Genomic DNA, 26,161 nt, shown 5'->3' on the forward strand with positions numbered 1-26,161 from the left:
CGCCTCCTCTCACAGCGGTCTCTCTTGCTTTCCGCATCCCTATGGTCATCCATGATGCGGACGCCTCGCCAAGTGGATAGACGCCGCGCGGGGGGTTTGTGACGGTACTGGTGCACAGCGGATCCGTCGAGAGTCCTTGTGCCCCAAGGGGCGAGACTCATACGGCTGCTGACTGAGAGTGAAATATGATTGTCTGCGACGGACGGGTGATGCACGGTGCGTACGGGTGAACGCCAACGTCGTATCACAGTACGGGGGATGTTGTGTTCGGAATCGTCAGGCCCTGCGCCCACCGGCTCGGTGAGCGGTTCAGGGCCGACTGGACGGCGCACCTGTGCGGGCTGTGCCTGGCCCTGCGCCGCGACCACGGTCAGTTCGCGCGGATCGTGACGAATTACGACGGGCTTCTCCTATCGGTCCTGACGGAGGCTCAGACCGGCCCGCTGAGCGGTACCCGCCGCACGGCCGGACCGTGCGCGCTGCGTGGCATGCGGACCGCGTCCGTCACACAGGGTGACGGCGCCCGGCTCGCCGCCGCCGTCTCCCTCGTGCTCGCCTCCGCGAAGGTGCGCGACCACGTCACCGACCGGGACGGGCTGCTGGCCCGCGCGCCGGTCGCCGCCGCCGCGCGCCGGATCGCGGCGAACTGGGGCCGGGCCGGGGAGCGCGGCGGGGCGGCGGTCGGCTTCGACGCCGGCGTCCTCGTCGACGCCGTCGACCGGCAGCCCGGCGTCGAGGCCCTCGCCGGTCCCGGCACCCCGATCCTCACGGTCACCGAGCCGACCGAGACCGCGACCGCCGCGGCCTTCGCGCACACCGCGCTGCTGGCCGGGCGGCCGGACAACGCCGGCCCCCTGGCCGAGGCCGGGCGCCTCTTCGGCCGGCTCGCCCACCTGCTGGACGCCGTGGAGGACCGGCGGACCGACGCCCTGTCGGGTGCCTGGAACCCGCTCACCGCCACCGGCACGCCCCTCACCGAGGCGCGCCGGCTCGCCGACGACGCCCTGCACGGCATCCGGCTCGCCCTGCGGGACGCCGAGTTCCACGACGGCCGGCTCGTCCACCTCCTCCTCGTCCACGAACTGCGCCGCTCGGTGGACCGCGCCTTCGGGGCGGCACCGGGGTGCGCGGCCGGTCGGCACGAGGGGCCGCGGGGGTCCTACGACCCCGCCGCTCCCCTCCCGGGCAATCCGTACGCCGGCGGCGGCTTCGGTCCGCCGCCCGATCCGGTCAAGGGACGGCGCGGTTTCTGGGCGGGCTGCGGGATGTTCTTCGCGCTGTGCTGCACGTGCAGGATGTGCTGCGCGGAGGAGTACGAGGGGCCGTGGTCCCGGAAGAAGCGGGAGGGCTGCTGCCGGGGCTGCGACTGTCCCTGCGACGGCTGTGACGGCTGCGACTGCTGCTGCCCTTGCGACGGTTGCTGAGAGGCCGGCCAGGACCGGACCGGCGCTGGCATTGAGCCGCCGACGAGCTGCCGTAACACGGCGAAGGCCCCGCCAGGACGTGCCTGGCGGGGCCTTCGCGGTGCACTCGTCGAGCTTGTGGCGCTCGTCGACGGGCTGTTACCGGCTTTGCAGACGACGGACGTCCATTTGCTCAGCCCAGCCCCGCTCCAGGCACGCGCGGACCAGCTTTTCCCGGACCGCCGCCAATGATCGGGCCATGTCCTGAGCGCTGACAGTTGCCTCTTCGCCTGCGCCGTGGGCATTGGCTGAAACGCTCACGGAATCATCGCCGCGACCGACCAGATCGATCCAGAAAGGACCGTCGAAGAACCGCACTCTTGTGCTTCTGCCCGCGGCCTGGCGCGCAAAGGAAAGCGCGTCGATCAGTTCTGCGAGGAACGCGACCGGCATGTCGTTCCAGTTCGCCTCCGGGAAGGGCGAACCGGAGATCTCGATCCAGACGTCACCCCAGATGGAGCCCGACCTGGCGAGGTCGAGTGACTCCAGGTCACAGAACAGTTCGAACTCCATCAACGTCACCTCCAAACCGGGTAGGCGGTCTCGATCGTGCGGGTTGCCTTGTTCACCCACATCTCGATCTCGAGTCCGTTCGCCGATCCCCGCAGGAAGACCCGGTCTCCTTGCGAACGCCCGGCGACCGAGGACGACCTGTATGCCTGGCGAATCGTGGACTCGATTTCCCCCCGGGACATGTAGTCCGGGAATTTCGTCTTGATCCCGCTCTGCTTGTAGGTCTTGCCTGCGGCGGTGTGTCGGTCAAGGACATGGTCCATATCGATGTCCACCTTCCGCCACCCGGGAAGGTTGAGCGCCTTCGTGCACGTGCTGTTGTGCACCAGGACCGGCGTCCCGCCGGCCAGCACATAGTACGTGTGGACGTTCTCCACCGTGAGGTTGTACGTGCGGGCGTGCGTCGTGAACGGGCGGTTGGCGGTGATGACGACCGTGTGGCCGTCGTCGGTGCGCAGGGTCATGCCCGGCTTGAGGTCGCCGGCCTGGACCCAGTCGTGCTGCGAGGGCGACCAGAAGGGGTGTTCGTGGGTCGCGGTGAGTTTCTCGATGCCGTCCTCGGTCGCGACGGACAGCTCGTTGAAGTGCTTGTCGGTGTCGGTGACGATGCGGCGGGTCACCCGTTGTGCGGTCGTCCTACCGGTCTGCGGATCGGTGGTGAGGACCTTGTCGCCGACCTTGACGTCCTCGATGTCCTTGGTCGTCTTGCCGTCGCCCATCAGGACGTCCGTGCCGGCGAGGAAGCAGTTGCACCCCTTGGTGAGTTTGGCGACCCATTCCTCGGCGGCCTTGGCGCCCTTCTTCAGCACGGAGTCGGGCACCAGCTTCAGTGCCTTGCCCAGGGGCAGGTCGGTGCCGGCGATGAGGCAGCTGGAGACGCCCGAACCCGACAGGCAGTCCTTCCACGCCTTGGGGTCGGGCAGGAAGGTCGAGGCGAGCGCCTTGATGACCGTCACCTGGGCACTGATGTCCAGGGGCTTGTACACGATCTTCTTGCCGAGCGGGGGCAGGTCGCTGCCCGTCTTGACGACGCTGTGCAGCTCTCCCTGTCCGTTGTAGACGTAGTTGGAGTACTCGTAGTGGTACGACCAGGTGCCGTCACCATTGGGGGTCATCCAGTCCCGGTAGGACTGGTCACCGTGGTCGCAGCCGTACTCGCACGGCGTGATGGGCCTCAGCCCGTCGGGGTCGCTGTAGGTGACGGGGTTGTTGAGGGAGTACGAGTAGGCGTTGAGGTACTGCGGGTCGTACGGCGAGTTCAGCGGGTCGGGGCTGAGGAACCGGCCCAGTTTCGGGTCGTACATGCGGGCGCCCAGGATGGACAGGCCCGTCGCGTCGTCCTCGGTCTTGCCGAGGAAGCCCCGGTCCGAGCCGGACGGCAGGGCGGTGCCGCCGTTCTGGGCGCCGAAGGGCAGGTAGCGCCGGCGCTGCGCGGTGCCCGTGCCCGCGTCGATGGTCAGCTGCGTCGACGCCTGGGTGTCGGACATGATCCAGCTGAGCTTGCTGCTGGTCTTGTCCACCGCGGTGCGCATCGCCACGGTCGTCGTGCCGTCGCCGTAGTAGCGGGTGGCCTTCGGAGTGGCGCCGGGTGCCTTGTGGACCTCCTGGCCCGTGAGGTACAGGACGGTCTCGTCGGTGGACTTCCGCTCCAGGAGGTCACCGGAGGCCGCGTAGACGTAGCCGGTGGTGGCGGCGCCGGAGGCGGACGTCACCTGGTGCAGCTCGTTCCAGACGAGGGTCGTCTGTTTTCCGCCGACGGTGCGGCTCTTCATCTGGCCGTCGTCGTCGTAGTCGTAGAGGTCGGTGCCCGTCGGGGTCTTCACCGAGGTCACGGCGTGCGGGTGGGCGGCGCCGGCGGTGTACGTCGACTGGTCGGCGGAGTAGCCGGGGTAGACGTAGTCGTTGACCTGGGCGCCCGTGGCGGTGGTGTTGGTGACCTTCTGGAGGTTGCCGATGCCGTCGTAGGTGTAGTCGAGCTGGTAGGGGTCCTTGCCGGTGGCCAGGTCGGGGGAGAAGGGACCGGCGCAGCCGGTGCTCGCCCCGGTGGTCCAGGCGCGGCTGAGGCGGTTCAGCTCGTCATACGTGTAGCACTGGTGCTGTCCGGTGTTCCTGTCGGCCAGGTCGGTGGTCTGGCCGGCGTTGTCGTAGAGGTAGTCGTCGTTCTGGACGGTCCCCTTCGTGCTGCTGGTGGTGGTGATGTTCGTCAGCCAGCCGGTGCCGTCGGCGTCGTCGTAGCTGTACGAGCGGCGGGCCGTGGTCGTGGTGGTGGCCGTGGTGCCGTAGGTGCGGTCAGCCAGCCGGCCCACGCGGTCGAAGCCGGTGGAGTCGACGTAGACCGTGTTGTTCAGGTCGCTGGTGACCTTCTCCGGGTTGCCGAAGCCGTCGTACTGCGTGGTGACGGTCTCCTGCGGCAGGTCGCCGACGGCCGGGTAGGTGATGCCGGTCTGCTGGCCCAGCGCGTTGTAGGCGGTCTTCGTGACGTAGGTGTTCTCGAAGCCCGTGCCGTCCGCCGGGACGGTCGTCTGCGACTCGGTGGCGTTGCCGTCGGCGTCGTAGGTGTTGATCTTGTCGGTGTAGGCGTAACCACCCGCGTACGACGTCACGGTGGCCGGCTTGCCGATGCCGCCGGTGGCCGTGTCGTAGGTGGTGCGGGTCAGCACCTTGGTGCCGTTCTGCACGGTCAGCGGACGGCCGAGGTGGTCGTAGGTGTAGGTGAGGACCGTGCCGCCGGCGTCCTTGACGGTTTCGACGTTGCCGTTGCCGTCGTAGGTGATGGCACCCGTGCCGTTGAGGTCCGCGTCGGGGTCCTTGCCGCCGGTGCGTTCGCCGAGCCAGTTGTAGGTGTAGGTGGTGAGGTTCCCCTTGGAGTCGGTGATCTTGGAGAGCTGACCGCTGCGGTTGTACTCGTAATAGGTCGTGTACGTGGACGGACCGAACTCGACGACCTTGCTCACCTGCCCGAACACGTCGGTGTAGGTGTTGGTGCGCTCTCCGGCGGGAGGCATCGTGGTGGTGTAGTCACCGTGGTAGTTGGTGATCGTCTGGCCCTGGGCCTGCGGATCGCCGTTCACCATGATCCGGGACTCGGTGGTGCGGCCGGCGTAGTCGATGACCACGTCGGTGTAGGACGGCAGGCTGTCCACGGTGGGCAGGACCATGCCCGAGCCGGCGGCACCGGAGTTGTAGAACGCCGCACTGGTGCCGGTGACGTTGCCCGAGGTGTCGTACCGGGTCGAGATCACGGTGCGTCCTGTGCCGGTGGCCGCCGGGACCTGGGTCTCGCGGGCACGGCCGAGGCCGTCCAGGTAGTCGTAGCTGGTCAGGACCTTCCCGGCCGACTGGAGCGTGGTCGTGGTGACCTTGGGCGGGACGGTGGAGACCAGGTCCGGGACGCCGTCGCTGTTGTCCGACGTCGTGATGTCGTACTGGTACTTCAGGCTGGGCGTGCCGTCGGGGTAGGCGGAGATCTGCGAGGGCTTGAACATTTTCGAGACGCGGCCCACGGAGTCCAGGACGATACGCGTGGTCTGGTTGTTCGGGTCCTGGATGCGGTAGGGCACCCCCCACAGGCGGGAGTACCAGGTGGTGGTGGTCTGCGGTGCGGCCGGGCCGTCGCTGCCGTCCGGGTCGGGCGTGGTCACCTTGACGCCGTCGACCGGCCACGAGGTGTTCGGCTGGTACGTCGTCGTGGTGGTGTTCTGCTCGCCGTCGGTCGTGGAGGTCTGCCGGCCGGCCTGGTCGAACTTCGCCTTGGTCTCGCGGTAATGCGTGGCGTCCGTGTAGGCGCGCACGGTGGTGGGATGCCCGTCGGCCGGCTTGTCGGTGTCGACCGAGGTCGCGTCGTCGTACAGGGTGACGGCGTAGGCGTCCTGGTTGGCCGAGGACCTGGCCGCGCAGTCGGCGGCGTAGTGCCGGGTCTCGTCGGGCAGCACCATCCAGCGCTGGACCTGCGAGCCGGGGAAGTAGTCGGTGTTGTAGGCACGGCCGAACGTGGTGCACCGGTTGTCGTCCGTGTCCGACAGGCCCCAGTCGTTGGTGCGCATCGGCAGGCCGTACTTGGTGCTGGCCGGCTCGGTGTCGTCGTACTCGTTCTTGACGGTGTGCTCGCGCCAGCCGCTGGAGGTCAGCTCGTCCGTGGTCGTCTTGGAGTCGCGGACGAAGCGGGCGTCGGGCAGGCCGTCGTACTGCGCGGTGTCGTGGACCCAGTACTCGTGCCAGACCCGCTTGTGGGACTGGCCGGAACCGTCACGCTGACTGGTCTCCAGCACCTTGCCGTTGAGCCAGGGGGAGTCGGTCACCGCCGGCCGGCCGCTGTCACCGTCGTCGACGGTCACGCTGCGCGTCTTGGACGGGTCGTCCTTGTCGGTGCGGTCGCCGTCCATGCCGCGGTACAGCCAGTAGTAGGTGGAGGCCGCGTTGGACTTGGTGCCCGTGTGGACCTCGACCTGCTGGTAGCCGCGCCAGTCGGTCCAGGACTCGTCCTTGTCCTTGGTCAGCGGGTCGTTGGGGAATGCCCAGGCGGGCTTGCCGACGTAGTCGTACGTCGTCGTCATCACCGGGTCGCCGTCGTTGCCCGAACCCGATCCCGGGCCGGGATCGACGCTGACCTTGGAGACGACGTACTTCTTGAACCAGCCCGTCTTCTCGTCCGTGGCGCCCTCGGGCACCCAGCGCTGCTTGAAGCAGGCCTGGGTGTTGTTCGACTCGCTGGGCGGGTTGTCGATGTCGCAGGCGTCCTGCGCGTCGTAGTTGCGGTAGGTGACGTTGACGAACGAGCCGAGGTCCTGGTGGATCTGGGTGACCCGGCGGAAGTTGAGCACGCCGCCGCCGAGCTGGTTGTCCCGCCACTCACCGTTGATGTTGATGGTGGGCAGGGTGATGTCGGTGCCGTCGCCGTAGCCCTTGCGCTGGATGTAGTCCAGCCACAGGGTGTTGTCGATGGTGCCTTCGGGGTTGGGCAGCCCGTACTTCATCTGGTACTGCATCGCCGGGTCCCACGCGGAGCTGTCGTTGTCCCGCACGTAGGTCTTGACGTCCCACAGCATCTTCGTGGCGAAGAACGTCGGCGAGTACGTCTCGCCCTTGATCGTCCTGCATCCGTCGTCCGCGCTCGTGCCGTCGCACATCAGGTCCGTGGGCACGTCCGGGTAGGAGTCCGGGTGGTCGGAGATGCCCGGGCAGTCCGCCGGCTCACTGGCCAGCGGGTCCTTGTCCGACATCCGCTCCACACAGCGGCCCACGTAGCGCAGGTCCACCTTCGCGGGCAGCTGTGCGCCCGGAATCTGGGAGGCCCAGCCGTACTCGATACGCACCGGGTAGGCGGCGGAGTCGTACACGCGCGCCTGGTCGCTGAGCAGCACCGAGCGGTAGTGGTTCTGCTCCTTGTCGTAGAAGTAGGCCGTCTCCACCTCGTCGGCGTCCACGACCCGGTCCAGACCCCAGCGGTAGGCCTGGGTGGTGACGCCGACACCGCCGTTGTAGCCGGGCTCTCCCGGGTTGTTGCCGAAGACGGGCACGGTCAGCACCGAGTCCGTGGCCGCGTCGGTGCGCTCGGAGCGGCCCCAGCCGAAGTAGTAGCGCATGCCGTCCTGGGTGGAGACCACCCAGTACTCGTCGTCCGACCCGTGACCACCGGTCAGGTGCTGCACGCGCCAGCCCGGGTCGTCCTGCACGTGGTAGGAACCGGTGCCGTTGTCGTCCTGGACCAGGTTGGAGGTGACGCCGTTGAAGTTGATGACGTAGACGGCCCCGTCCGGCTCCTTGGCCGAGTTGGGCGAGTCCCAGCACAGGTCGCCGACCCAGCCGGTGCCCGTGCCGTCGTTCTGGCAGCCCCGGTAGCGACGCTCGATGAAGCCGATGCCGCTCAGGTCCCAGCCGAGGCCGGTCCAGTTCGCCTGGGTGTTCTGGGCGGAGGTGAGGGCGTCCACCGACTGCGAGTTGTACGACAGGGCGAGCGACGGCGCCTGACCGGCGGGCGGCTTGGGCACGTCGAAGGGCAGGCTGTACGAGAAGGCGCCCGAACCGGTCGAGACGTTCCAGGAACCGGACGGCTTCAGCGAGGACGCCCGGTAGTCACCGGCGTCGGAGGACGACGTCGATGCCAGCGCGTACACCGTGGCACCCGAGGCCGTGGCGGCGCTCAGCGCCGAGGACGAGAGCGCGGACTTCGCCGTCCGGTCCGGCTGGATGACGGAGATGGACGGTTCGGGGTCGGCGTCGGCCTGGACGGTCGCGGTGATGGTGCCCTTGGCCAGGTCGTTGTGGACCGGCACGGGCCGCGGGTCGGCCGTCGAGCAGCCCTTCGCCTCCGGTGTCGTCAGCGCGCAGGCGGGCAGGGCGACCAGACGCAGCCGGGCGGCGAAGTCGCCGCCGTAGGCGTACCTGAACTTGGAGTAGTCGAAGGTGACGTTCACCGGGCCGGGCGTGCCGCGGCCGTCGCGCCGGGTGAGCTGGACGCCCATGCCGATGCCGTTCGTCCGCTTCAGCCCGGTCCGGTCCAGGACCTTGACGTCGACGTCCGTGGGGGCGGGGACCGCGATGGCGGACCGCTGCCTGGCCAGCGCCGACGCGGGAGCCGGCCCCACCTTCACTGCGGCCGTGTCCGGGGCGTCGCCGGCCGGTGCCACCGGCAGGGTCCTGCCCGGCTTCAGACCCGACAGGGCCAGGCGGGCGTGCGCCGCCTTGGGCCACACCGGCCGGACCGGCTTGGTCCGGGTCGGCTCAGCGCCGTCACGCGGCACACCCCCGGCCGCCCGCGCGGGCACGTCGACCGGCTGCTTGCGCCCGGCCGCGACCGCCTTGGCCGTACCCGCGGCCTGCGCAGCGGGCGCGGCCAGCAACGATGCCGCCAGCGCCATGGCCAACGCCCAGGAGGCGCCTCTTCCTTGTCTGTGCGCGCGTCGCACGGACCATCCCCAACCCGAAGAAGGCCGGGACCCGGGCCCCGGCACGTGTGCAAAGCAAAGGCCACGTGGCATCGGGCTGTCGATGAAGTGAAAGCCGCGTGAGGCCAGGCCAACGCTGCACGTTAGGCAGGACTCAGCGTCGGCGAACAGCCCCTCAAAACGGACCGATGAGCCACAACCCCCTCTTCACGTCACGTTTACAGTTGTGGTCTCGATCACGTTTGCTTTCGCGGTCCTGGCGAGGCCTCTGAGCTGGGCGGACGAGGCTGGCGCGAGGCCGGACGGCGTGGTTCAATCCACCGTCGCACACATCGTGCACACATCAAGGCCCCGATGGTGGGCCGACGCAACGTCCCGGAGATCACATGAAGCGCGAGACGTCCGGCGGTCCGAGCCGGCGCCAGATACTGCGGCGTGCCGGCGGGTTGACGGCGGCGGCCGTCGTCGGAGCCGTCGTCCTCGACCAGGCCGGCACCGCCTCCGCGGCCGTCGGCACCTCCAAGCGCTTCGACCTCACCGACGGATCCGACGAATGGTTCCGGGAGATCCCGCTCAACGAGACCCGGATCCTGCAGTCGTTCGCGTTCGACAACACCAACAAGCACCTGTACACGGCCCAGTTGGTCCAGGGCGGCCGCATCCTGCCCGGGGAGACACAGGCCTACAGCGGCACCGACCGGTCCAAGAACGGCGATCTGTGCATCACCCGCCTGGACTGGCAGGGCTACATCATCGGCCGGATGTACCTCAAGGGCTTCGGACACGGCGTGTCCATCGGGGTCGAGCCCTCCGGCAACAGCGCCTACCTGTGGACCGAGTGCGACTCCGTGCCCGACAGCGAGAACAACGGCTACGGCACGAAGATCGCCCGGTTCAAGTTCGCCAACGGCGCCGTCCTGCGGCCCGACTCCGCGCAGGTCACCCGGTTCACCCCGGTCCCCGGCTCCGACCACAACACCGTCGCCATCGACCCGGTCACCAACCGCATCGCCCACCGCCACCGCCTCAACGGCACCTGGAAGTACAGCCTGTACGACCTGGCCACGTTCAAGGCCGGCACGTTCACCCCGCTGGCCACCATCACCCAGCCCGCCGTGCTCACCGGGCCCACCTTCCAGGGCTACACCAGCATGGGCCAGTACCTGTACACCATCGACGGCACCGCCTACACCTACGACGCCGACGGCAACCGGACCAGCTCCAGCAACACCTACGTCACGTCGGTCGACTGGAACACCGGCACCGTCTACGAACGCCGGCTCAGCAAGGCGGGCGAGAGCCTGTTCTACCGGGAGCCGGAAGGACTGGCCGTCCAGATCCCCGACACGAGCACCCCGGCCGTCGCCCGCCTGCACCTCGGCTTCGGTTCCGAGGAATCCCTCACCCAGACCGACAAGAAGGCCAGCTTCTACTACAAGGACCTGCTCGTCTGACGCCCGGGAGGGGTACGCGTCAGTCCTTCAGCTCCGGCGGGCTGATACGGGACTCCTTGATCGCGGAACCCGTCGTGCCCCACTTCCTGAGGATCCTGTCGTAACTGCCGTCGGACAGCAGCCTGTTCACCGCCGCCTGGAACGCCGGCGCCAGTTTCGTGCCCTTCTTGAAGGCGAAACCGACGTCCAGGCGGTGGTACTCGTTGAGGAACTTCAGGCCCTGCTGGTGCGCCACGGCGTACCGCAGGCCGTTGATCGTGGACATCACGACGTCGCTGCGGCCCTGCTGGAGCGAGGACCAGATCGCGCTCGGCTCGGCGTACGTCTGCACCTGGTACGCCTTCTTGCCCGCGTCGGAGCACACGTGCTTGCCGGCCTCCAGCGTGGCCTCGAACGTCGTGCCGGCGCCGGTCGCGACGTTCAGGCCGCACAGCTGCCTCAGATCGGTGATCTTCCCGAGCTTGCTGTCCTTCCGGGTGGCGAAGCCCTGGCCGTCGTTGACGTAGGTGACGAAGTCGATGGTCTTGCGGCGCTCGTCCGTGACGCCGAAGTTGCTCGCGCCGAAGTCGTACTTGCCGCTGTCCAGGGCGGGCAGGATCGCCTCGAAGCTCGCCTGCTCGATCTTCAGTTTGATGCCGAGCACCCGGGCGACCGCCTTGGTGAAGTCGACGTCCTGACCGGTCAGGGTCGTGCCGTCGGCCAGGTACGTGGTGCCGGGCGGGGTGCCGCCGACGCTGACCGCGACGGTGAGGCCCGTGGTGCCGGCGGGCAGCAGCTTCGCCGCGGCGTCGTCCTTCCGCACGGCGGAGACGACGTCCGTGGTGGGCACCTCGTCGGACTTGGCCGCCACCCCGGAGGCGTCCGTGCCGCCCGGGTCACCGGAGCCGCAGGCGGTGAGGAGCAGCGCGGCCGAGGTGATGGCGACAAAGGGCATGAAATGGCGATAAGAGGGCGTGCGCATCGGGTAGCGGTCTCCTGAGGCGGAAGGGGTGCGGAACGCGAGGGGAGGGGTGCGCGTGTGAAGGCGGAGAACAAGCCGGGAACCGGCGGGAGAACGCGGGCAGGCCCGCCCGGAGGACGGGCGGGAGCAGGGGGTCAGCTCAACAGGAAGAGGACCACACGCGACCGAAGTCGATGTGGGAGCGGGTGACCAGCCACTGCTGTGGATGCATGGGCCAAGTGGAACAGGCATCCGGTTCCGCGTCAACCGACCTGAGACGTACTGCTCACAGTGCGGACAACCTTGACAGCATACGGAAACGCCCCCGTACTCTCGGTGTACGGCCCTGCTGAGGGGCTCGGCCGTGTCCGCGCCGCGCGGCGCGCCCCCGTGTGAAGGCACCACCCGTTCTGACGACTCGGCGCGTCCCCGGCGACGCGCGTCACGGAGCCTTCATGTCATCGGACACCCTCGCCAAGATCCCCACCGTCCCGGACACACCCGAGCCCGCCGACGTCCCGCGGATCGTCCCGCAGCGCCGGTACGGCCAGTGGGCGGCGGCCGTCGTCGTCCTCGCGCTGCTCGGGTTCGCCGTCGACTCCGTCGTGCGCAACAAGGCGTTCCAATGGGACGTGGTCGGCGACTACTTCACCTCCGACTCCGTCCTGCGCGGGCTGTGGCTCACGCTGTGGCTGACCGCGGTCGTGATGGTCCTCGGCTTCGCCCTCGGCACCCTGCTCGCCGCGTTCCGGCTCTCCGCCAACCCCGTGCTGCGGGCGGTCAGCTGGGGATACGTGTGGCTGTTCCGGTCCATCCCGATCCTGGTGCAGCTGCTGCTGTGGTTCAACATCGGCGCGCTGTACCCGCGGGTGTTCGGCGTGCGGACGGTCGACCTGCTCAGCCCGGTCGCCGTCGCGATCATCGGCCTCACCCTGCACGAGGCCGCCTACGCCGCCGAGGTCGTGCGCGGCGGCATCCTCTCGGTCGACCGCGGGCAGATCGAGGCCGCCCAGGCGCTCGGTCTGAGCCGGTGGCGGCGCTGGCGGCGGATCGTGCTGCCGCAGGCGATGCGCGCGATCGTGCCGCCCGCCGGCAACATGCTGATCGGCACCCTCAAGGGCACCTCGATCGTCAGCGTCATCGCCGTCAACGACCTGTTGTTCTCCGCCCAGTTGATCTACCACCGCACCTATCAGGTGATCCCGCTGCTGATGGTCGCCACCCTCTGGTACGCCCTCGTCACCACCCTGCTGGGCATCGCCCAGACGTTCGTCGAGAAGCACTACGCGCGCGGCACGGAGAACGCCCGATGAGGCAGCAACTGGTCATCGTCGGAGCCGGGCCGCGGGGGACCGGCCTCCTCGAACGCCTCGCCGCCAACGCGCCCGAGCTGTACGCCGGTCCGGGCCTCGACATCCACCTGGTCGACCCCCATCCGCCCGGCGGCGGGCGCATATGGCGGCAGGAGCAGTCGCCGCTGCTGTGGATGAACTCGCAGGCCGAGGACGTCACCATGTTCACCGACGACACGGTGGCCATGGCCGGCCCGGTGCGCGAGGGCCCCACCCTGCACGAGTGGGCCCGGCTGGACGGCCGTACCTTCCCCGACCGCCGCACCCAGGGCCGCTACCTGCGCTGGGTGTACGAACGGGCCGTCGCCGACCTGCCCCCGAACGTCACCGTCCACCACCACCCCCACCGCGCGGTCCGGGTCGACGGCCCCCGCGAGGGCCGCCAGCGGGTGTGGCTGGAAGGCCGCCCGCACCCGCTCCACGCCGACCTGGTGATCCTCACCCTGGGCCACCTGGACGGCGAACCCGACGCCGAGCAGGAGGAGCTGTCCGCCTACGCCCGTGAGCACGGCCTGGTGCACCTGCCGCCCGACTTCACCGCCGACAGCGACCTGACTGCCCTGGCGCCCGGCGAACCCGTCCTCGTCCGCGGCTTCGGGCTGGCCTTCGTCGACCTGATGGTGCTGCTCACCGAGGGGCGCGGCGGACGGTACGAGGGGGAGACGTACCGTCCCTCGGGGCGGGAGCCGGTGCTGTACGTCGGCTCGCGGCGCGGAGTGCCGTACCACTCGAAGATCGGCTACGACTGGACCGGCGACCGGCCCCCGCTGCCCCGCTTCCTCGGCCCCGCCGAGGTGGCGGAGCTGCTGGCCCGGCCCGCGGGCTTCGACTTCCGGCGCGATGTGTGGCCCCTGGTCGAGAAGGAGCTGGGCTTCGCCCACTACCACCGGCTGTTCACCGCCCACCCCGGGCGTACGGCGATGGCCTGGGCCGACTTCGAGGAGAAGTGGGCGGCGGCCGTGGACCCCGCCGAGACCCGGGCGCTCGTCGCCGCCGCCGTACCCGACCCGGCCGACCGGCTCGACCTCACCGCGCTCGACCACCCCCTGGAGGGTGTGCGGTACGCCTCGCACGAGGACTTCCAGGAAGGACTGCGGGGCTACATCGAGGACGACCTGCGACGCCGCCACGATCCCGCCCACAGCCCGGACCTCGGGGTGTTCCTCGGGCTGCTCTCCGTCTACGGGCAGCTGGTGCGGCTCGGGGACATCGGGTCCTGGTGGCACGGGTTCTTCAGCTACCTGGCGTCCGGGCCGCCCGGGCCCCGGCTGCGGCAGATGCTCGCGCTGTCCCGGGCCGGGCTGCTCCGGTTCGTCGGGGCCGGCATGACCGTCACCGCCGAGGACGGGGTGTTCCGGGCCACCAGCCCCACCGTGCCGGGCTTCTCCGTCGAGGCCCGGGCGCTGGTGGAGGCCCGGCTGCCCGCGCCCACCGTCCGGCGCGCCCGCGACAGCCTGCTGCGGGAACTGCACGCCGACGGCGCGGCCGAGACCCCCGACGGGCTGCTCCGGGTCGACCCCGGCGACGGCCGCGTCCTCGACCGTGCCGGACGCCCGCACCCCCGGCGCTTCGCGCTCGGCCCGTACACCGACACCCGCGCCCCCGGCGCCTTCACCCGTCCCCGCACCGGTGGGCCGGCGTTCCGGCAGAACGACGCGACCGCCCGGGCGGTGCTGGCCTTCCTCAGCGGCTCACTCGTAAAGGAACTCGCGCGATGAGCGTCATGGTCGACATCAGGTCGGTGCACAAGAGCTTCGGCCCGCTCGACGTGCTCCGGGGCATCGACCTCCAGGTGCGCGCCGGCGAGGTCACCGTCGTGCTCGGCCCCTCCGGCTCCGGCAAGTCCACGCTGCTGCGCGCCATCAACCACCTGGAGAAGGTGGACCGGGGCGAGATCAGCGTGGACGGCGCGCTGCTGGGGTACCGGCGGGCCGGTGACAGGCTGTACGAACTGCCCGAGCGCGAGGTGCTCCGCCAGCGCACCCGGATCGGGTTCGTCTTCCAGAACTTCAACCTCTTCCCGCACCTCACGGTCCTGGACAACGTCGTCGAGGCGCCGGTGTCCGCGCTGAAGCGGCCCCGGAAGGCGGCGGTGGAGAGCGCGCACCGGCTGTTGGAGCGGGTCGGGCTCGGGGACAAGGCCGACGCCTACCCGCGGCAGCTGTCCGGCGGGCAGCAGCAGCGGGTCGCCATCGCGCGGGCGCTCGCACTGGAGCCGAAGCTGTTGCTGTTCGACGAGCCGACGTCCGCGCTCGATCCCGAGCTGGTGGGGGAGGTGCTGGACGTCATCCGGGACCTGGCGGCGCGGGGGACGACGATGATCGTCGTCACGCACGAGATCGCGTTCGCCCGGGAGGTCGCCGACACGGTGGTGTTCATGGCCGACGGGCGGATCGTGGAGCGGGGTACGCCGGAGGAGGTGCTGGACGCTCCGCGGGAGGAGCGGACCCGGGCGTTCCTGGCGAAGGTGCTGTGAGGGCGGGGGCCGTCGTGGCGACACGGGGTCAGTTCCCTCTTGGGCCGGTCGGTGCCTCCGGCAGGAGAGACGTTTTTCATCGAGGAAAGGAACCGACGGCATGACGACGGACGCGTCCGACGCCTGGAAGCAGTGGCATGAGCAGCGCGTGGAGCGGGTCTCGGCGCCCTACGGGCCGCTCGCGCTGACCGCGACGCACTGGATCGAGGACTATCCGGATGGTCGAATTCCGGACATTCCCGGGAACTGGGTGGCGGACGAGGGCGGGGTGGTGCTCACGGCCGCCGGGACCGACGGCCTGACCGTGGACGGCCGGCCCCTCGCGGGCGAGGTCAGGCTGACCGCCGACCGTGGCCCGGAGGCGCGGGCTCGGGTCGCGCTCGGCGAGAAACGGCTGGTCGTGCTGGTGCGCGAGGGCGTCTGGGGAGTGCGGGTGTACGACCCCGGCTCGGCCGCCCGGCAGGCCTTCCGGGGCATCGAGGCCGGGCCCTACGACCCCCGCTGGTCGGTGCCGGGGCGGTTCACGCCCTACGAGGGCACGCGGACCGTCCGGCTCGGCAACGCGGACGGCCGCGAGCGCGGCTTCGACCTCGCCGGGGAACTCGCCTTCACCCTGGCCGGACAGGAACGGACGCTGAAGGTCGCGCGGCAGGGGGACGGACTGCTGTGGGCGGTGTTCGCCGACGCCACCAGCGGCGACACGAGCTTCCGGTTCCGCTTCCTCTTCTCGCCGGCCCCGGACGCCGAGGGGCGCACGACCGTCGACCTCAACCGCGCACAGCTCCCGCCGTGCGCCTTCGCCGACCACTTCATCTGCCCCTTCCCGCCCCCCGGCAACACGCTGGACGTGGCGGTCGAGGCGGGGGAGCGCCAGGTGAGCCGGTCCCGGTCGGCGTAGCCGGCCTCGGCCGAACGCGTGGGAGGGGGCCGACGGCCGAAAGGCACCCTTGTGCCGACCGGCCGTTCGGCCGAATACTCCCCCTCAGCGCTTGTCAGGGGCATGCATATTCGAATCCGGTCGAGCCCCTGGCTGCGCCTCACGGGCCCCGACCCCACGCGGGCCCCCGACTTCCCTTGGAGGGAACGACAAGTGAGGATCAAGCGCACCACTCCCCGTGGCGGTACGGCGAGACGGGTCCGGCTGACCGCCGTGGCCACCGGCTTCCTGGCCGCCGCCGCGTTCGCGGCCCCCACCGCGAACGCCAGCGACGTCCACACCTTCAGCGCCACCCAGCTCACCAAGGCGAGCGACTCCGTCCGCCAGGCCGACGTCCCCGGCACCGCCTGGGCGGTGGACAGCAAGACCGGCCGTGTCGTGGTCACCGTCGACAGCACGGTGTCCCAGGCCGAGATCGCCAAGATCAAGAAGCAGGCCGGCGCCAACGCCGACGCCCTGGTCGTCAAGCACACGCCGGGCAAGTTCAACAAGCTGATCTCCGGCGGCGACGCCATCTACGCGAGCAGCTGGCGCTGCTCGCTGGGCTTCAACGTCCAGGACTCCAGCGGGAACTACTACTTCCTCACCGCCGGGCACTGCACCGACGGCGCGGGCACCTGGTGGTCGAACTCCTCCCACAGCACCACGCTCGGCACCACGGCCGGTTCCAGCTTCCCCGGCAACGACTACGGCATCGTGCGGTACACCAACAGCTCGGTGACCAAGTCCGGCGCCGTGGGCAGCCAGGACATCACCAGCGCGGCCACGCCCTCCGTGGGCACGACCGTCTACCGCCGCGGGTCCACGACCGGTACGCACAGCGGCCGCGTCACCGCGCTCAACGCCACGGTCAACTACGGCGGCGGCGACATCGTCTCCGGCCTGATCCAGACCACCGTCTGCGCGGAGCCCGGCGACTCCGGCGGCCCGCTGTACGGCGGCACCACGGCCTACGGTCTGACCTCGGGCGGCAGCGGTGACTGCACCTCCGGCGGTACGACCTTCTTCCAGCCGGTCACCGAGGCGCTGAGCGCCTACGGGGTGCACGTCTACTGACGGCCCGCCTCCGCTGACGGACGACACCGGGAAGCCCTCGCGCGCGCACGGCGCACGGGGGCTTCCTGGTGCGTTTGCGCAGGTGAGAGACGCTCGAACGGATGTCGTACACATGTTCGGGAATGGGGGTATGGTGGGAGTGGGGAAACTGGGAACTGATGTTCGAGAACCGTTCGGGGCTCACGAGTGCGGGAGGTGTGCGTGCCGGGCTTCGCGCATCTGCGCACCGTCTCCGGGTTCTCCCTGCGGTACGGGGCGTCCCACCCGGAGCGGCTGGCCGAGCGTGCCTCCGAGCGGGGGATGGACGCCCTCGCCCTGACCGATCGCGACACCCTCGCCGGGGCGGTGCGCTTCGCCAAGGCCTGCGCCGGCACGGGCGTCCGTCCGCTGTTCGGAGTGGACCTGGCCGTGGCGACGGCGGAGTCCGTACGCCGTGACCGGCGGCGGACGCCGGTGCGCGGAGGCGCCTTCGTGGACGAGTCGGCCCCCCGCGTGACCTTCCTCGCCCGGGACGGCGCCCGCGGGTGGGCCGGGCTGTGCCGGCTCGTCACGGCGGCGCACGAGGGCGGGGGCACTCCGCTGCTGCCCTGGGCCGGCCAGCACGGCGACGGCCTGGTGGTGCTGCTCGGGCCCGGTTCGGACGTGGGGCGCGCGCTCGCCGCCGGGCGGCCCGACCGGGCGGCCGAACTGCTCGCGCCGTGGCGTGAGATCCACGGCGACGCGCTGCGCCTGGAGGCCGTCTGGCACGGCCGTACCGGCACGGGGGCCGGTTCCCTGCGGCTGGCGGCCCGCACCGTCGGGTTCGCCGCCGAGCAGGGGGTGCGGCCGGTGCTCAGCAACGCCGTCCGGTACGCCGATCCCGGGACGGGGCCGGTCGCCGATGTGCTGGACGCCGCGCGGCGGCTGGTGCCGATCGACCCCCGGGGGGAGCTGGACTCCGGCGAGGCGTGGCTGAAGGACCCGCAGACCATGCTGGGCGTCGCCGAGCGGGTCGTGGAGGCCGCCGGGTTCCGGCGGGAGACGGCCCACCGGCTGCTGGAACAGACCCTGGCGACGGCCGCCGAGTGCCGTGTCGACCCCGAGGACGACCTCGGCATCGGCACCGTCCACTTCCCCGAGGCGCACCTCGTCGGCGCCGGCCGGCGCACCGCGCAGCGCGCGCTCGCCTCGCGGGCGGCGGAGGGGATGCTGCGGCTCGGGTACGGGGGGCGGCGCGCGTACTGGGAGCGGATGCACCAGGAGCTGGACATCATCGCCCACCACGGCTTCGCCTCCTACTTCCTGACGGTGGCCCAGGTGGTCGACGACGTCCGGGACATGGGGATCCGGGTGGCCGCCCGCGGCTCCGGGGCCGGGTCGCTCGTCAACCACCTGCTCGGCATCGCGCACGCCGACCCGGTCGAGCACGGGCTGCTGATGGAGCGCTTCCTGTCCAAGGAGCGGGTGGTGCTGCCGGACATCGACATCGACGTGGAGTCCGCGCGCCGGCTGGAGGTCTACCGGGCGATCATCGGCCGGTTCGGCACCGAGCGGGTCGCCACCGTCTCCATGCCGGAGACCTACCGGGTCCGGCACGCGATCCGGGACGTGGGCGCCGCGCTGTCCATGGACCCGGCCGAGATCGACCGGATCGCCAAGTCCTTCCCGCACATCCGGGCGCGCGACGCCCGCGCGGCGCTGGAGGAACTGCCCGAGCTGAAGCGGCTGGCGGGGGAGAAGGAGAAGTACGGCAGGCTGTGGGAGCTGGTCGAGGCGCTCGACGCCCTGCCGCGCGGGACCGCCATGCACCCGTGCGGGGTGCTGCTGTCGGACGCCTCCCTGCTCGCCCGTACGCCCGTGGTGCCGACCAGCGGTGAGGGCCTGCCCATGTCGCAGTTCGACAAGGAGGACGTGGAGGACCTCGGGCTGCTCAAGCTGGACGTGCTGGGCGTGCGGATGCAGTCGGCGATGGCGCACGCGGTCGCCGAGGTGGAGCGGGTGAGCGGGGAGCGGATCGACCTGGACGCGGTGGAGCCGGGGGACCCGGAGACGTACCGGCTGATCCGGTCCGCCGAGACCCTCGGGTGCTTCCAGATCGAGTCGCCGGGGCAGCGGGACCTGGTGGGGCGGCTCCAGCCCGCCGGCTTCCACGACCTGGTCGTCGACATCTCGCTGTTCCGGCCCGGACCGGTCGCCGCCGACATGGTGCGGCCGTTCATCGAGGCGCGGCACGGGCGGGCGCCGGTGCGCTACCCGCACCCGGACCTGGAGGAGCCGCTGAAGGGGACGTACGGGGTCGTCGTCTTCCACGAGCAGATCATCGACATCGTCTCCATCATGACCGGCTGCGGGCGCGGCGAGGCCGACCGGGTGCGGCGCGGGCTGTCCGATCCCGAGTCGCAGGGGCGGATCAGGGTGTGGTTCGCCCAGCGGGCCGCGGCCAAGGGGTACGACGCGGAGACGATCGGGCGGACCTGGGAGATCGTGGAGGCCTTCGGGTCCTACGGCTTCTGCAAGGCGCACGCCGTCGCCTTCGCCGTACCCACCTACCAGTCGGCGTGGCTGAAGGCCCATCACCCGGCCGCCTTCTACGCCGGGCTGCTCACGCACGACCCCGGGATGTACCCGAAGCGGCTGCTGCTGGCCGACGCGCGGCGGCGCGGGGTGCCGATCCTGCCGCTGGACGTGAACGTGTCCGGGGTCGCACACAGGATCGAACTGGTGTCTGAATCACCGGCGGTGTGGGGGCTGCGGCTCGCGCTCTGCGACGTCCACGGCATCAGCGAGGCCGAGGCGGAGCGGATCGCGGACGGGCAGCCGTACTCCTCGCTGGTGGACTTCTGGGAGCGGGCCCGGCCCAGCCGGCCGCTCGCCGGGCGGCTCGCGCAGGTGGGCGCGCTGGACGCCTTCGGCGCCAACCGGCGCGATCTGCAACTGCACCTGACCGAGCTGCACCGTGGCGCCCGGGGTGGTGGCGGTGGCCAGCTCCCACTGGCCGGCGGACGGAAGACCGCGCCGGCCGGGCTGCCCGACCTGACCTCGGCGGAGCGGCTCAGCGCCGAACTGGGCGTGCTGTCGATGGACGCCTCGCGCAATCTGATGGACGACCACCGGGAGTTCCTCCAGGAGCTGGGCGTGGTCTCCGCGCGCCGGCTGCGCGAGGCCCGGCACGGCGAGACCGTGCTGGTCGCGGGCGCCAAGGCGGCCACCCAGACCCCGCCGATCCGCTCCGGCAAGCGGGTCATCTTCTCCACCCTGGACGACGGGACGGGACTGGTGGACCTGGCCTTCTTCGACGACTCGCACGACGCCTGCGCCCACACCGTCTTCCACTCCTGGCTGCTGCTGGTGCGCGGAGTGGTGCAGCGGCGCGGTCCGCGCAGCCTGAGCGTGGTGGGCTCCGCCGCCTGGAACCTCGCCGAACTGGTGGAGGTGCGCCGGGAGGAGGGACTCGACGGGGTCGCGGCCCGCCTGGCCGGACCGACCGGAGCGGACGGCTCGCCGGACGGGGACGAAGGCGGTCCGCTGCGGGCCCGGCTCGCCGGTTCCGAGGGGCTGCCCGCACCGGCCGGCTCCGCGGCCCGTGACCGGATGGCGGACCGGACGATCCGCATGCCCACGGGGTACGAGATGCACCCCTGGGCCGATCTGCGGCCCGCGGGCCAGGACGCCGCGCAAGGGCCGGCGTCGGTAAGGAAGTTGTGGCACCAGAGCCCGGGGAGTGCGGGATGACCATCCTCTGCGTACGTTTCCAGCTGCCGCCGGCGCACGAGGCCGTCCTGCCGGAACTGCTCGGGCTGCTGGAGGAGTTCACACCGGTCGTGGAGGCGCTGCCGCCGGACGGGGCGCTGGCCGATCTGCGCGGCGCCGAGCGGTACTTCGGGCGCGGCGCGGTGGAACTGGCCTCGGTGATCCGGGTGCGGGCCCTCGCGCGGTACGGCGTCGACTGCGCGATCGGCGCCGGGCCGGGCCCGATGCTGGCCCGCGTGGCGCTGCGCCACGCCCGGCCCGGGGTGACCCGCGCGGTGCCCGAGGACGCGGTCGCCGAGTTCCTCGCCGACAAGCCCGTCGCCGCGCTGCCCGGCGTCGGCGCGGCGACCGCCCGCACCCTGGACGAGTACGGCCTGGACACCCTGGGCCGGGTCGCCGCCGCGCCGCTGTCCACGCTCCAGCGGCTGATCGGCGCCAAGGCGGGCCGGGAACTGCGGGAGAAGGCGAGCGGCATCGACCGCGGCCGGGTCGTCCCGAACGCCGTCTCGCGGTCACTGGTGACGGAACGGGCCTTCGGCATCGACGAGCTGGATCCCGGCCGGCACCGCCGGGCACTGCTCTCGGCCGCCGAGGAGATCGGCTCCCGGCTGCGCGCGGTGGAGAAGGTCTGCCGCACCCTGACCCTCACCGTGCGCTACGCCGACCGCTCCTCGACCACCCGCAGCCGCACCCTGCGGGAGCCGACCGCGCACTCCGCGGACCTGACCAGGGCGGCCTACGGCATGTACGAGGCGCTCGGTCTGCAACGTGCCCGGGTCCGCGCGCTCGTCCTGCGCGCCGAGGGCCTGACCTCCGCCGACCAGGCCTCCCACCAGCTCACCTTCGATCCGGTGGACGAGAAGGTCCGCCGTGTCGAGGAGGTCGCGGACCGGGTGCGGGCGAAGTTCGGGCCGCGGGCGGTGGTGCCGGGGACGCTGGCCCTGGCGTGCGCCCTCAGTCGGCCCGCGGCGGCGTGAGGCGGGTGCCGTCGGCCAGCCGTGCCTCCAGGCCGATCGAGGTGGTGACCCAGGAGATCGCGGTGTGGCCGGTGGGATTCTCGACGGCGAGGGCCGCACCGGGGTGGACGATCACCGTGTCGCCCGCCGCGACCCGCTCGGTGTGACCGTCGAGGGTTGACGGTGCGGGCGGTTCCCTCGTCCCGGGCGGGATCTCGCCGCGCCAGGCGCACAGTTCCCTGCTCCCGGCGAGAGCCGATCCGTCCGGCCTGGTGACGCCGCGCCGGCGTCCCGGCGGGTCCCCGGTCGCCGCCGCGAGTTTTTACCGACGCGTAACTTCACACGTGCGCTACTCGCTCGTAACTTGACGAGTGAACAGCATCCCGTGATCCGGATCACAGGGTTAGGCCGTGCACCTCCCGTGAGCCGCAAGGAGATCACACGATGCTGCCCTGGAAACGCGTGCTCAGACCCCTCGCCGCCCTGCTCCTCACCGCCGCCGTCGCCGTCGTGCCGGCCGCCACCGCCGGCGCCGCGGACGCCCCCCACTCCGGCTGGAACGACTACACCTGCCGGCCCTCCGCCGCCCACCCCCGCCCCGTCGTCCTCGTCCACGGCACCCTGGGCAACTCGGTCGACAACTGGCTCGGTCTCGCCCCCTATCTGCAGAGCCGCGGATACTGCGTCTACTCCCTCGACTACGGCCAACTGCCCGGCGTCCCCCTCTTCCACGGCCTCGGCCCCATCGACGCGTCGGCCGGACAACTGGCCGCCTTCGTCGACAAGGTGCTCGCCGCGACCGGAGCCGCCGAGGCCGACCTGGTCGGCCACTCCCAGGGCGGCATGATGCCCCGCTACTACCTGAAGTTCCTCGGCGGAGCCGCCAAGGTGAACGCCCTCGTCGGCATCGCCCCCGACAACCACGGCACCGACCTCGACGGCCTCACCCACCTGCTGCCGTACTTCCCCGGCGCCGAGGACCTGCTCAAGGCCACCACCCCCGGCCTCGCCGACCAGATCACCGGCTCCGCCTTCCTCACCAAGCTCAACGCGGGCGGCGACACCGTCCCCGGGGTGCGCTACACGGTCATCGCCAGCCGGTACGACGAAGTGGTCACCCCGTGGCGCACCCAGTACCTGAGCGGGTCCGACGTCCGCAACGTGCTGCTCCAAGACCTGTGCCCGCTCGATCTCTCCGAGCACCTCGCGATCGGCCTGTTCGACCGGATCGCCTTCCACGAGGTGGCCAACGCGCTCGACCCGGCCCACGCCACCGCCACCACCTGCGCGTCCGCCTTCAGCTGAGGGGCCGCCGGGGTCTGTCCGGCCTGAGCCGCCGGACAGACTCCGGGACCCTCACCGGCGCCGACCACCGGACACGCGGCGCGCGGGCACGCCGAACTCCTCCGAACGGTCCGTGGGAAGGGCTCGGATCCCGTGGGGTGATCCGAAACTAACCCCGGGGAACCGTGGAATCACCCGCCGGGAGCGGGCGGAGGAGATTCTTATGGCCGGCTTAAGGAAGCGCTCAGACTGCGCTCAGGCAGACGGCGTGCCGGCATGACCGGCGTGATGCGGGAGCGGCTGCGCCGGGCCGGCTCCGTGTCAGCCGTCGGGCCACCAGGTGCGGGCGATGTCCTTGCGCACCTCGGGGCGCCCCGCCGGGCGCTCCTCCACCTCGTCGCGGATCCGGCGGCTGTCCGTCCTCTTCAGGGGCTTCTGCACGGTCGTACGGCGCATGGCTGCCTCCTTCAGTGCCTACCGGGTTCCGCGTTGTCACGGAGGTAGACGCTTTCGGCGAGAGTTCCTCATCGATGCCGGTTTGTCAGTGGCGGCTGTCACCTCCGCGCTGTCAGTGGCCTGTGTCACCCTCTGGGCATGACGAGCGAGAACGCGAACAGGGATGAGGCTGCCCCGGAAACGGACTGGGATGCGCAGGCCGCGGCCTTCGACGACGAACCCGACCACGGCCTGCGCGACCCCGAGGTGCGCGCGGCCTGGGCGGACCGGCTGCGCAGCTGGCTCCCCGGGCACTCCGCGGACGTCCTCGACCTCGGCTGCGGCACCGGCAGCCTGTCACTCCTCGCCTGCGAACAGGGGCACCGGGTGACCGGAGTCGACCGGTCCCCGGCGATGGCCGAGCGGGCCCGGGCCAAGCTCGCCGGGCGCCCCGCGACGATCCTGTGCGGGGACGCCGCGGCCCCGCCGGTGGGAGAGCGACGCTTCGACGTGGTCCTGGTACGGCATGTGCTGTGGGCGCTGCCGGACCCGGCCGGGGCGCTGCGGCACTGGCGGGAGCTGTTGCTCCCCGGAGGCCGGTTCGTGCTGGTCGAGGGCGTATGGGGGACCCTCAGCCCGGTCGGCATACCGGCCCTTCGGCTCACCGCCCTGCTCGAGCCGGTGAGCCGGGACGTGCGCGTGGAGCGACTGTCCGGTGACTCCCTGCTGTGGGGCAAGGACGTGGACGACGAGCGGTACGCCGTGGTGGCCACCGTGTGACCCCGGGCGGCCGGGCCGGCGGTCAGTCCAGCAGCTCCGCGAAGCCGTCGGGGCGGGCCGCCAGCGCCTCCAGCGCGTCGAGGGCGGCCACCGCGGCGGACGCGGCCTGCGGGTCCGTCTCCGCGAGACCGCTCGCGGCGAACTCGTCCTCGTCCAGACGCCGTACGTCCCGCCCGTCCGCGGAGCGCCACAGGTCCAGGTCGAGATCCTCCACGACCAGCTCCGTGCCGGAGCGGACCGCGGGACGCGTGATGTCGCAGTACCAGCCCTTCACCGAGCCGTCCGCGGCGCGGACCTCCTTCACCGAGTACCACCGGTCGCGCCAGTAGTACTCGGTGAACACGTCACCGGGTTCGAACCGCACGAACCCGAAGTCCCGCACCTCCGAGCCCGCCCACGGGGCGCGCACGGCGATCCGGTCGCCGTCGTCCCCCAGCAGTTCCGCCGGGTAACGGATCTTCGTACGGCCCGCCTTGACCAGGACGACCTCCAGCCGGGCCGGCTCAGCCGAGTTCGCGGACATAGCGCACCTCCGTCGCGCAGACCTGGTACCCGAGCCACTTGTTGACCGCGATCATGGGAGCATTGCCGGTGTCGTTGCCCGTGAAGGCCTCGGTGACACCGGCGGCGCGGGCCCGGTGCAGAGAGTGGACCTTGGTGAGCTTGGCCAGGCCGCGGCCACGGTGGGCGCGGGCGGTGCCGGTCATCGCCGTGGAGTAGCGGCCGTCGCCGTCGGTGTAGGCGACGGTGAAGGCGACCGGACGGCCGTCGACACAGGCGGCCGTGGTCAGCTCCCGGTCCAGCAGCGGGTGGTTCCAGTTCTGCGCGAGCCAGGCGTCGTAGTCCGTGAACTCGTAGTCCACGTCGCCCGGTTCGTCGAGCACCGTCTCCGCGTCCAGTGCGAACAGCGGCCGGGGGTCGTCCGCGAAGTCGGCGGCCGTGCGCAGTGCGACGCCGGGCGGCACTTCCAGGAGCGGCGGCAGCGTGCCGTGCGCCAGGTCCAGGCGGAGGAAGTGCGCGCGGCGGCCCCGCCGGTAGCCGCGCCGCTCGGCGAAGGCCTGGTTGGCCGGCTCGTCCAGGGCCCAGGCGAACAGCTTGGTCGCGCCCACCTCCGCCAGGTACTCCTCGGCGGCCCGGACCAGCAGCCGGCCGGCACCGCGGTGGGTCCGGTCCGGGCGGACGTAGACGTTGAGGGCGCCCTGGCCCGGGTCGGGGCTGTCGGGGATCAGGTGCACCTGTGCCGTGCCGATGATCTCGCCGTCCTCCTCCGCGACGAGCGGCCGGTAGCGGGCGTCCGGGTGCGTGTGGGCCGCCGTGTGCCTGACCGAGTCCGGCGTGAACAGGATGTACGGCAGGGCGAGGCGGCGGACGCGGGCGAAACCCTCGGCGTCCGCGGGGACGTCGGGGCGCAGGGGGCGCACGAGGACGGTCATGAGGAGGCACCGTACGGGCCGGGAGGACCGGGTGCCTCTCATTTTCCGGCGGGTGCGGGACAATCGCCCGTGTGAGCCTGAAGATCCGCATCGACGACAGCGCGCCCCCGTACGAGCAGGTGCGGGCGCAGATCAGTGAGCAGGCGCGGTCCGGCGCGCTCCCGGTGGGGTACCGGCTGCCGACCGTGCGGGGGCTGGCCGAGTCCCTCGGGCTCGCGGTGAACACGGTGGCGAAGGCGTACCGGGCGCTGGAGGGCGACGGGGTGATCGAGACGCGGGGGCGCAACGGCACGTTCGTGGCCGCCGCCGGCTCGGCCGCGGTACGGGAGGCCGCCCTGGCCGCCCAGGCGTACGTCGAGCGTGTGCGGCGGCTCGGGCTCGCCGAGGACGAGGCGCTGGGCGCGGTGCGGGATGCTCTGCGGGCGGCCTACGGGCAGGGCTGAGGCGCCCGGGGGAGGGACACGGACGG

Annotated in this window: 18 protein-coding genes and 1 pseudogene; 12 read left to right on the top strand and 7 right to left on the bottom strand. The window is 71.3% G+C overall.

The features are described 5' to 3' along the window. Positions 1–263 precede the first annotated feature (263 nt). The gene (locus AB0946_RS15650; protein ID WP_366761148.1) at positions 264–1,424 is read left to right on the top strand and encodes a DUF5685 family protein; all 1,161 of its coding nucleotides are present in this window, start codon (positions 264–266) and stop codon (positions 1,422–1,424) included. A gap of 138 nt (positions 1,425–1,562) precedes the next feature. Here AB0946_RS15650 and AB0946_RS15655 read toward each other — a convergent pair whose 3' ends face one another. Beyond that, on the bottom strand, positions 1,563–1,976 hold the full coding sequence (locus AB0946_RS15655) for a hypothetical protein (protein ID WP_366761149.1): 414 nt from the start codon (positions 1,974–1,976) through the stop codon (positions 1,563–1,565). A gap of 5 nt (positions 1,977–1,981) precedes the next feature. Next, positions 1,982–8,833, bottom strand: coding sequence for an RHS repeat-associated core domain-containing protein (locus tag AB0946_RS15660; RefSeq protein WP_366761151.1), 6,852 nt, complete (start codon positions 8,831–8,833; stop codon positions 1,982–1,984). A gap of 413 nt (positions 8,834–9,246) precedes the next feature. On the opposite strand from AB0946_RS15660, the gene AB0946_RS15665 reads away from it, so the two are divergent. After that, positions 9,247–10,314: a Tat pathway signal sequence domain protein gene (locus tag AB0946_RS15665; RefSeq protein WP_366761152.1), complete on the top strand. Its 1,068-nt coding sequence runs from the start codon at positions 9,247–9,249 to the stop codon at positions 10,312–10,314. 19 nt (positions 10,315–10,333) lie between these two features. Here AB0946_RS15665 and AB0946_RS15670 read toward each other — a convergent pair whose 3' ends face one another. Next, positions 10,334–11,248, bottom strand: coding sequence for an ABC transporter substrate-binding protein (locus AB0946_RS15670; RefSeq protein WP_366761153.1), 915 nt, complete (start codon positions 11,246–11,248; stop codon positions 10,334–10,336). A 461-nt stretch (positions 11,249–11,709) separates the two neighbouring features. Here AB0946_RS15670 and AB0946_RS15675 point away from each other — a divergent pair, with 461 nt between their 5' ends. The 7 genes from AB0946_RS15675 (at position 11,710) to AB0946_RS15705 (ending at position 21,781) form a co-directional block, all read left to right on the top strand. Further along, positions 11,710–12,567, top strand: a complete 858-nt coding sequence (locus AB0946_RS15675) for an amino acid ABC transporter permease (RefSeq protein WP_366761154.1) — start codon at positions 11,710–11,712, stop codon at positions 12,565–12,567. Then, positions 12,564–14,324 carry an FAD/NAD(P)-binding protein gene (locus tag AB0946_RS15680; protein WP_366761155.1) on the top strand — a complete coding sequence of 587 codons (1,761 nt, stop codon included), beginning with the start codon at positions 12,564–12,566 and terminating at the stop codon, positions 14,322–14,324. The genes AB0946_RS15675 and AB0946_RS15680 overlap by 4 nt, the downstream gene beginning before the upstream one ends. Then, on the top strand, positions 14,321–15,082 hold the full coding sequence (locus tag AB0946_RS15685; protein WP_366761156.1) for an amino acid ABC transporter ATP-binding protein: 762 nt from the start codon (positions 14,321–14,323) through the stop codon (positions 15,080–15,082). Before AB0946_RS15680 ends, AB0946_RS15685 begins: the two co-directional genes overlap by 4 nt. A 100-nt stretch (positions 15,083–15,182) precedes the next feature. Next, positions 15,183–15,980 (top strand): DUF1684 domain-containing protein, encoded by a 798-nt coding sequence (locus AB0946_RS15690; RefSeq protein ID WP_366761157.1) that lies wholly within the window; start codon positions 15,183–15,185, stop codon positions 15,978–15,980. A 192-nt stretch (positions 15,981–16,172) separates the two neighbouring features. Then, positions 16,173–17,075: a S1 family peptidase gene (locus AB0946_RS15695; RefSeq protein WP_171157762.1), complete on the top strand. Its 903-nt coding sequence runs from the start codon at positions 16,173–16,175 to the stop codon at positions 17,073–17,075. Between the two features lie 201 nt (positions 17,076–17,276). Further along, positions 17,277–20,786: a DNA polymerase III subunit alpha gene (locus AB0946_RS15700; protein WP_366761158.1), complete on the top strand. Its 3,510-nt coding sequence runs from the start codon at positions 17,277–17,279 to the stop codon at positions 20,784–20,786. Next, positions 20,783–21,781, top strand: coding sequence for a hypothetical protein (locus AB0946_RS15705; protein ID WP_366761159.1), 999 nt, complete (start codon positions 20,783–20,785; stop codon positions 21,779–21,781). The genes AB0946_RS15700 and AB0946_RS15705 overlap by 4 nt, the downstream gene beginning before the upstream one ends. Here the strand turns inward: AB0946_RS15705 and AB0946_RS15710 are convergent. Further along, positions 21,759–22,007 (bottom strand): annotated as a pseudogene (locus AB0946_RS15710) (cupin domain-containing protein); the annotation flags it as partial. The gene AB0946_RS15705 and the pseudogene AB0946_RS15710 overlap by 23 nt on opposite strands. Before the next feature lie 197 nt (positions 22,008–22,204). On the opposite strand from AB0946_RS15710, the gene AB0946_RS15715 reads away from it, so the two are divergent. Next, entirely contained in the window at positions 22,205–23,065 is an 861-nt protein-coding gene (locus AB0946_RS15715; protein WP_366761160.1) for an alpha/beta fold hydrolase, read from the top strand. A gap of 300 nt (positions 23,066–23,365) precedes the next feature. On the opposite strand, the gene AB0946_RS15720 is transcribed toward AB0946_RS15715, so the two are convergent. After that, positions 23,366–23,500, bottom strand: a complete 135-nt coding sequence (locus AB0946_RS15720) for a hypothetical protein (RefSeq protein WP_366761161.1) — start codon at positions 23,498–23,500, stop codon at positions 23,366–23,368. Between the two features lie 138 nt (positions 23,501–23,638). On the opposite strand from AB0946_RS15720, the gene AB0946_RS15725 reads away from it, so the two are divergent. Beyond that, positions 23,639–24,259: a class I SAM-dependent methyltransferase gene (locus tag AB0946_RS15725; RefSeq protein ID WP_366761162.1), complete on the top strand. Its 621-nt coding sequence runs from the start codon at positions 23,639–23,641 to the stop codon at positions 24,257–24,259. 22 nt (positions 24,260–24,281) lie between these two features. Here AB0946_RS15725 and AB0946_RS15730 read toward each other — a convergent pair whose 3' ends face one another. Beyond that, positions 24,282–24,782, bottom strand: a complete 501-nt coding sequence (locus tag AB0946_RS15730) for a DUF402 domain-containing protein (protein WP_366761163.1) — start codon at positions 24,780–24,782, stop codon at positions 24,282–24,284. Further along, entirely contained in the window at positions 24,763–25,692 is a 930-nt protein-coding gene (locus AB0946_RS15735; RefSeq protein WP_366761164.1) for a GNAT family N-acetyltransferase, read from the bottom strand. The genes AB0946_RS15730 and AB0946_RS15735 overlap by 20 nt, the downstream gene beginning before the upstream one ends. A 71-nt stretch (positions 25,693–25,763) precedes the next feature. On the opposite strand from AB0946_RS15735, the gene AB0946_RS15740 reads away from it, so the two are divergent. Further along, on the top strand, positions 25,764–26,135 hold the full coding sequence (locus AB0946_RS15740; RefSeq protein ID WP_171157774.1) for a GntR family transcriptional regulator: 372 nt from the start codon (positions 25,764–25,766) through the stop codon (positions 26,133–26,135). The last annotated feature ends 26 nt before the right edge of the window (positions 26,136–26,161 follow it).

The organism is Streptomyces sp. NPDC046870 (genome assembly GCF_040704595.1).
Lineage (GTDB): Bacteria > Actinomycetota > Actinomycetes > Streptomycetales > Streptomycetaceae > Streptomyces > Streptomyces argyrophylli.

What these genes read in the sequence shown, in the direction of transcription:
- AB0946_RS15735 (WP_366761164.1), bottom strand. Translation starts at nt 25,692, where the DNA reads ATGACCGTCCTCGTGCGCCCCCTGCGCCCCGACGTCCCCGCGGACGCC.
- AB0946_RS15675 (WP_366761154.1), top strand. Translation starts at nt 11,710, where the DNA reads ATGTCATCGGACACCCTCGCCAAGATCCCCACCGTCCCGGACACACCC.
- AB0946_RS15720 (WP_366761161.1), bottom strand. Translation starts at nt 23,500, where the DNA reads ATGCGCCGTACGACCGTGCAGAAGCCCCTGAAGAGGACGGACAGCCGC.
- AB0946_RS15705 (WP_366761159.1), top strand. Translation starts at nt 20,783, where the DNA reads ATGACCATCCTCTGCGTACGTTTCCAGCTGCCGCCGGCGCACGAGGCC.
- AB0946_RS15665 (WP_366761152.1), top strand. Translation starts at nt 9,247, where the DNA reads ATGAAGCGCGAGACGTCCGGCGGTCCGAGCCGGCGCCAGATACTGCGG.
- AB0946_RS15685 (WP_366761156.1), top strand. Translation starts at nt 14,321, where the DNA reads ATGAGCGTCATGGTCGACATCAGGTCGGTGCACAAGAGCTTCGGCCCG.
- AB0946_RS15690 (WP_366761157.1), top strand. Translation starts at nt 15,183, where the DNA reads ATGACGACGGACGCGTCCGACGCCTGGAAGCAGTGGCATGAGCAGCGC.
- AB0946_RS15680 (WP_366761155.1), top strand. Translation starts at nt 12,564, where the DNA reads ATGAGGCAGCAACTGGTCATCGTCGGAGCCGGGCCGCGGGGGACCGGC.
- AB0946_RS15660 (WP_366761151.1), bottom strand. Translation starts at nt 8,833, where the DNA reads ATGGCGCTGGCGGCATCGTTGCTGGCCGCGCCCGCTGCGCAGGCCGCG.
- AB0946_RS15655 (WP_366761149.1), bottom strand. Translation starts at nt 1,976, where the DNA reads ATGGAGTTCGAACTGTTCTGTGACCTGGAGTCACTCGACCTCGCCAGG.
- AB0946_RS15715 (WP_366761160.1), top strand. Translation starts at nt 22,205, where the DNA reads ATGCTGCCCTGGAAACGCGTGCTCAGACCCCTCGCCGCCCTGCTCCTC.
- AB0946_RS15725 (WP_366761162.1), top strand. Translation starts at nt 23,639, where the DNA reads ATGACGAGCGAGAACGCGAACAGGGATGAGGCTGCCCCGGAAACGGAC.
- AB0946_RS15670 (WP_366761153.1), bottom strand. Translation starts at nt 11,248, where the DNA reads ATGCCCTTTGTCGCCATCACCTCGGCCGCGCTGCTCCTCACCGCCTGC.
- AB0946_RS15730 (WP_366761163.1), bottom strand. Translation starts at nt 24,782, where the DNA reads ATGTCCGCGAACTCGGCTGAGCCGGCCCGGCTGGAGGTCGTCCTGGTC.